Source organism: Sphingomonas silueang (genome assembly GCF_040049155.1).
GTDB classification, from domain to species: Bacteria; Pseudomonadota; Alphaproteobacteria; order Sphingomonadales; family Sphingomonadaceae; genus Sphingomonas; species Sphingomonas silueang.
In genome coordinates this window covers 87,495-94,221 of record NZ_JBDZDK010000014.1, presented here as the reverse complement: position 1 = coordinate 94,221, position 6,727 = coordinate 87,495, and the positions used below count along the sequence as shown (strand labels likewise).

4 protein-coding genes are annotated in these 6,727 nt (G+C 71.0%); 2 read left to right on the top strand and 2 right to left on the bottom strand.

Annotation, left to right across the window (positions count from 1 at the left end):
• Window positions 1-97: 97 nt before the first annotated feature.
• On the bottom strand, window positions 98-1,132 hold the full coding sequence (locus ABLE43_RS14145; RefSeq protein ID WP_348979076.1) for a LacI family DNA-binding transcriptional regulator: 1,035 nt from the start codon (window positions 1,130-1,132) through the stop codon (window positions 98-100).
• Between the two features lie 98 nt (window positions 1,133-1,230).
• Here ABLE43_RS14145 and ABLE43_RS14140 point away from each other — a divergent pair, with 98 nt between their 5' ends.
• A complete protein-coding gene (locus tag ABLE43_RS14140; protein ID WP_348979075.1) occupies window positions 1,231-1,914 on the top strand; it encodes a winged helix-turn-helix domain-containing protein in 684 nt (227 codons plus the stop codon).
• 35 nt (window positions 1,915-1,949) lie between these two features.
• Window positions 1,950-3,251, top strand: a complete 1,302-nt coding sequence (locus ABLE43_RS14135; RefSeq protein ID WP_348979074.1) for a sensor histidine kinase — start codon at window positions 1,950-1,952, stop codon at window positions 3,249-3,251.
• A 71-nt stretch (window positions 3,252-3,322) separates the two neighbouring features.
• Here ABLE43_RS14135 and ABLE43_RS14130 read toward each other — a convergent pair whose 3' ends face one another.
• A complete protein-coding gene (locus ABLE43_RS14130; protein ID WP_348979073.1) occupies window positions 3,323-6,619 on the bottom strand; it encodes a trifunctional glycoside hydrolase family 18/polysaccharide deacetylase/glycosyltransferase family 2 protein in 3,297 nt (1,098 codons plus the stop codon).
• Between the last annotated feature and the right edge of the window lie 108 nt (window positions 6,620-6,727).

Sequence of the window (6,727 nt, the reverse complement as noted above, 5' to 3'; positions counted from 1 at the left end):
GGCCCGCTCCCCCACCCGGCCACCCACGCAAGTATCCTGATGGGTGGCCGGGTGGGGGAGCGGGCCGGTACCGCATCCACGCAAGTGGATCAAACACCTAGCCCTCGAACGGGCGGACGGATTCGCGTTCGATCAGTTGGTGGTCGTGCGCCACCGCCGGGGGGACCGCGTTGCCCGCGAACTGATCGAGCAGCAGCATGGTGGCGCTGACCGCCATGTCGTACACCGGCTGGCGCACGGTGGTGACGCGCGGCCACGCGATGCGCGCGATCTCCGAATCGTCGAAGCCCGCGATCGAAAGCGCGTGCGGCACGTCGATCCCCATCTCGCGCGCGGCCATCAGCGCGCCGACCGCCATGTCGTCGTTCTGCGCGAGGATCGCGCTCGGCCGTTCCGCCCGGTCGAGCAGGATGCGCGCGGCGGCGAAGCCGGAATCGAAGGTGAACTTGCCCTGCGCCACCAGCGCAGGATCGATCGCGACCCCGGCGGCGGCGAAGGCGCGCTCGAAGCCCGCCATACGCTGCTCGGTCGCGCTGTGCGTCGCATCGCCAAGGATGATCGCGACGCGGCGATGGCCCTGCGCCAGCACATGGCGGGCGATATCCTCCGCCGCGACCTCGTCGTTCAGGGTCACGCCGGGGCCGATCTCTTCCCACGCGGTCGGCGCGATGCGGGCGAAGGGCATGCCGATGCCGGTCAGCTCGTCGAGGATGCGGCGGTTGTTGGACGCGGGCGGGGCGAGCACCACCCCGTCGACCGCCGCCGAGCGCAGCATCCCCACCACCTCGTCGGCATGTTCGGCGATCGAGCGGACGGGGAGGACGACCAGCTGGTACGGCTCGCCGCGCAGCCGGTCGAGCACGCCCATCTGCAACTCGACCGTGTAGCTGGGCGAGGGGTTCTCGTAGACGAGGCCGATCAGGTGCGACCGCTGCCGCGCCAGCCCCTGCGCCATGACGTTGGGGTGATAGTCGAGTTCGCGCACCGCCGCGCGGACGCGATCGCGCACCGCTTCCTTCACATGCGGTTCGCCGTTGAGCACGCGCGAGACGGTCTTGGTCGAGACACCGGCATGTGCTGCCACTTCGACGATGGTGATGCGCTTGGGACCGCGCGACCTTGGGGGCTGCATGGGGGCATGTCAGGCATGGCGAAAGCACATGTCAACCGCTGCCATGGGTGACGAAGGGCTGATGCCGCTGATATGGCACGGGCCGACGGAGGTGGTGCGTGAAGATATTGCTGGTCGAGGACGATGCCGAAATGGCGGGCTATATCACCAAGGGGCTGGGCGAGGCGGGGTTCGTGGTCGACCGCGCCGCCAACGGCCGCGACGGGTTGTTCCACGCGATCGACGGCGGCTATGACTGTATCGTCATGGACCGGATGCTGCCGCAGATGGACGGGATGGCGACGATCGCGGCGATGCGCGCGGCGGGGGTGACGACGCCGGTACTGATCCTCTCCGCGATGGGCACGCCCGACGACCGGGTGGCGGGGCTGACCAGCGGCGCGGACGATTATCTGACCAAGCCGTTCGTGTTCGCCGAGCTGCTGGCGCGCATCCGCCTGCTGCTCCGGCGCGGCACGGGTGGGGCGCAGCCGGTCGAGACGAAGCTCCACTGCGAGGATCTGGAGATGGACCTGCTGGCGCGGCGGGTGAAGCGGGGCGAGCGCGTCATCGACCTGCAACCGCGCGAGTTCCGGCTGCTCGAATATCTGCTGCGCCATGCCGGACAGGTGGTGACGCGCACCATGTTGCTGGAGGGCGTGTGGGATTACCACTTCGACCCCGGCAGCAACGTGACCGACGTGCACATCAGCCGGTTGCGCCGCAAGATCGACGACGGGCACGACCGCCGCCTGCTGCATACCGTGCGCGGGTCGGGCTACAAGCTGGGGGGCGAATCCTGATCGGGCGGTCGGCCACGCTGCGCTTCGCCGCGCTGGTGTTCGCGCTCCAGATCGCGGGCGCGGGCGCGGTGCTGCTGACGGTGCGGCAGATCACGACCGACCGGCTGACGGAGGCGGCGACCGGCGAGGCGGAGCACGCGCGCGCCATGCTGCTCGATGCATGGAGCGAGCGCGGGCAGGCCGGGTTGCGGCGGGCGGTGCTGGCGCGGCTCGACCGCAGCGACCGGCCGCAGTCGGTGGTGCTGCTGACCGACGGGGCGGGGCGGGTGCTGGCGGGCAATGTGCCGCGCTGGCCGGAGGGCATCGATCCCGGCCCGGCGGCGACGATCGAGATCGCGCGGATCGACCGCGCGGTCCCCGAGCGGATGCGGGTGATCGCCACCCGCCTGTCCGACGGATCGCGGCTGCTGACCGGCCATGTGATCGAGGGCGAGCTGGCGTTCGTCGGCGCGATGGAAGCGGCGATGGCGGCGGCGATGGTCGTGGCGCTGCTGCTGGCGGCGATCGCGGGATGGGTCGCGGCGCGAATGATTGCGCAGCGGCTGCGCCGGACCGTCGAGACGGCGGCGGCGGTGGCGGCGGGCGACCTCGACCGGCGCGTCGTGCTGGAGGGCGGCGACGATGCGTTCGAGGCGCTGGGCGCGGCGGTGAACGCGATGCTCGACCGGATCGCGGGGCTGGTGGCCGAGCTGAAGATGGCGACCGACGCGCTGGCGCACGACCTGCGATCCCCGCTCACCCGGCTGCGCGCGACGCTGGAGCGCGCGCTGGCGGCGGCGGACAGCGAGGAGGGGCGCGTGGCGGTGCTGCGCGCGATGGACGAGGGGGAGCGGCTGCTCGGCATGCTCGACACCGCGTTGCGCATCACCCGTGCCGAGGCAGGGATCGGGCGCGAGGCGTTCGTACCGACCGACCTGACCGCGCTGGTCGCCGAGGTGGCCGAACTGTTCGAGCCGCTGGCCGAGGACCGGGGGATGACGCTGGTTGCGGTGGCAGGGCCGCCGCTTATCGTGTCGGCGCACCGCGAGATGATCGGACAGGCGGTGGCAAATCTGGTCGACAACGCATTGAAATACGGCGCGGGCGCAGTGTCGCTCGCCGTCGAGGCGGTGCCGGGCGGGGCGGCGATCACGGTGCGGGATGACGGCCCCGGCATCCCGCCCGACCGGCATGCGGAAGCGCTCCGGCGCTTCGGACGGCTGGATGCGGCGCGGCAGGAAGCGGGTGCGGGGCTCGGGCTGTCGCTGGTGGCGGCGGTGGCGCATCTGCATGGCGGTACGCTGTCGTTCGGCGACAACCGGCCGGGGCTGGTCGTGCGGATGACGGTTATGGGGTAGGTCGGATCGACGGTCGGGCTACTCCCCTCCCTTCCAGGGAGGGGAGCATTGCCACGCTCTCAGCGCCCCCCTCACGCCGCCTGTACGCTCCCCGTCCGCTCCAGCTTGCCCCAGCCGACGACGAACCCGCCGATGGCAGAGGCGATCGCGCGGAGCACCACCCAGTACATGATCTGGCGGTACACCAGCCGCTGCGCGACCAGCAGGTGGGCCGGATAACGCGCCTTGTTCCCGTCGAGGCGATAGGCGACCCACCCGCAAGCCACGTCGATCGCGGTGAAGGCGACCCAGTACAGCCCCATCGTCCCCACGTCGCCGCTGGTCTGCGCCCAGCCGTGCTGCACGACACGGACGATCGTGCCGACGATCGACAGCAGCAGCGCAAGGTCGATCAGCGGCGAGATGGCGGCGAAGGCGATCTGGAACAGCCACGCCTGCGGCAGGCCGATCCGCGCGAGGCCGCGGGGCCGCCCGGTGCGCAGGATCGCGCGGTGCTTCCACAGGCATTGCAGCGTGCCGAACGCCCAGCGATAGCGCTGCCTGGCCAGCGCCCTGAAGCTCTCGGGCGCTTCGGTCCACGCGACGGCGTTCGGGTCATAGGTGACGCGCCACCCGGCGCGCTGGATCGCGATGGTCAGGTCCTGATCCTCGGCCAGCGTGTTCTCCGGATAGCCGCCGACCGCGTCGAGCGCCGCGCGCCGCCATGCGCCGACCGCGCCGGGCACCACCGTCATCGCATCGAACCCGGCCAGCGCGCGGCGTTCGAGGTTCTGCGCGGTGATATATTCGACCGCCTGCCAGCGGGTGACGAGGTTCACCCGGTTGCCGACCCGCGCATCGCCCGCGACCGCGCCCAGCTTCGGATCGGCGAACCACCGCGCGAGGCGGGCGATGGTCAGCGGCTCGAACTGGGTATCGGCGTCGAGCGCGATGACGATCTCGCCGGTCGCATGGGTCAGCGCATGGTTCAGCGCCGCCGCCTTGCCCCCGTTCCTGAGCGTCAGCAGCAGGACGCGGGGATCGTCGGCGAACTGCGCGCGCACGATCGCACTGGTTGCGTCCTTTGAACCATCGTCGGCAACGATGACCTGCAAGTCGCTGTATTCGCTGGCCAGCACCCGCGCGACCGAGGCGGCGATCACCCGTTCCTCATTATATGCCGGGATGATGACCGAGACGGTCGGGCGGTAGTCGGGCGGGGTCGGGCGTTCGCGCCGCGACTGACCCCATGCGAGCACCGCCATCAGCACCGCCCGCGCCATGCCGAGCGCGATGGCGAGGTAGAACAGCCACGCCAGCGCGATCGAGACGACCGCCAGCACGACGAAGATCGCCACGTCGGTCCGCACCGCCAGCAGGTCGCGGCCCGTCACCTTGGGCATCGCCACCGCCTGCGGCACGCCGACCAGCTGCGACGCGGTGACGAAGTGATAGCCGCGCGCCCGCAGCGTGGCGATGATGCGCGGGAGCGCCGCCAATGTCTGCGCCCGGTCGCCGCCGCCGTCGTGGAGCAGCACGACGTTGCCCGCATTCTCCGGCGCCGCCGCCGCGATCTGGTTCACGACCTGCGTCACGATCGCGTCGGTGCCGGGCCGCTGCCAGTCGTTGGGATCGACGTGCAGCCCGACGACGGTATAGCCCAGCTGCTGCGCGAGCAGCGCGGGCGCGATCTCGTCCATGGTCGTCGGTTCGGCGTCGCCGAAATAGGGCGCGCGGAACAGCGTGGTCGACCGCCCGGTATAGGCCTCGATCAGCCGCTGGGTGGCGTTGAGTTCCAGCTTGGTCGTCCGCTCGCCGGTGGTGGCGAGATTGGGGTGGGTGTAGCTGTGGTTGCCGATCTCGTCGCCGTCCGCGACCATCCGCCCAAGCAGTTGCGGATGTTCGAGCGCATTCTCGCCGACGACGAAGAAGGTGGCCGGAACCTTCGCCTTTTCCAGCACGTCGAGGATCGGCGGAGTCCAGCTGGCGTCCGGACCGTCGTCGAAGGTCAGCGCGATCGCCCTGGGGTCCGCAGCGCCGGTGCGCTGGACGACATAGGGGGTGGGGAGCGTGCGATACGCCTCGTCGGCGATCAGCCCGTCGCGGTCGAAGCGCAGGTCGCGCCGCCCCTCGGTCGGGCGGGCGGTGATCTTCAGGATTTCGCCGCTGCCCTCGACATCGACGTTGAGCGCGGTGTGCAGCGCGTCGAGCCGGGGCACCTTGGCGGGGGTGCGGAAGGCGGCGAGATCGTTCCAGAAGCCCGCATCCTCGCTGCCCAGCCGCCACAGCGCGACATCGTCGAGGCCGAGCTTGCGCAGCGCCGCCATCTGGTTCCAGCTGGTCGCGGCGTCGAGCATCCACACCTGATGGTGCGTGCCCCCTTCGTCGTCATAGGCGAAGCCGGCGTTGCCGCTCGCCCGGTCGAAGCCGATCCGGGCACCGGCGTCGTGCGCGGCCAGCCATGCCTCCTCGATCGACAGCGCGTCGGCGGCGCCGCCGTGCCAGTCATAGCCGTAGCTGCCGAGCGCGACGGTCAGCTTGTCGCGACCCACCTTGCGTAGCGCGGATTCGACCTGGGTCAGGAACCATGGCTGCGACGCGATCGGGCCCGGCGTGCCGCTTTCCCAATGCTCGTCATAGGCCATCAGCATCACCCGGTCGGTGACGCGGGCGAGCTTGGCGAGATCCCAGTCGCCGTCGCCCGCAGGGGCGGTGACGGCCAGTTGCGTGCCGACGGGCAGCGCCGCCTTCAGCCGGGCGAGGAAGGCGGGATAGCGCGCGACGGCGGCGGCGGGCAGGCTTTCGTAATCCATCACGAGACCGCCGGCGTGGGCCTGCGCGACATAGCTGGCCAGCGCGGCGATCAGCTGGCGCTGCTGCACCGGATCGGCGAGCATCGCAGCGGTGCCGGTGCCATCCCATTGTTCGTTGGCGATGTTCTGGACCATCGGCACGAGGCGCGGCGCGTGGGGCGTGGTGGCGATGAAATGGTTCAGTTCGCGGTCCTGCACCACACTCAGCTTCGTGCCCTGCACCGTCACCAGCGCGGGCACCACCCAGTCGAGCCGGCCGGCGTGGGCGCGCAGCGAATCGATGCCGCCCGCGGTGTCGGGCGCGTAGAAGCCGATCGTCATCGGCGATCCGGGCGACGGTGCGGCGCGGCGCGGCAGCCAGCGGGCGTTGCGGGCATATTTGTCGCCCGACGGCGCGAACGCCTCGCCATGCCGCCGCGCGAACGGCAGCGGGAGCCCCAGCGAGCGCGGGGTCAGCACCAGCGTCGTCGCGAACGCCAGCGCCGCCAGCAGCACCGCGACGATCAGCAGCGCCACCCCCCGCCGCGCGAAGCGCCCGCGCCGTCCGGTGGGATCGAAGAAAATCGGTTTGCTCAACGTCGCTACCCTCATGCAGTCGGGGCCACGCGCTACGCCGCAGCGTCAGGCAGGGCGGTGAGCGGAAGATGAAGGTTTCGTCACGCGGTGGGCGTTCGGCTTCTCCCC

Coding starts and splice junctions, on each gene's coding strand:
- ABLE43_RS14145 (WP_348979076.1), bottom strand. CDS start 1,132: ATGCAGCCCCCAAGGTCGCGCGGTCCCAAGCGCATCACCATCGTCGAA.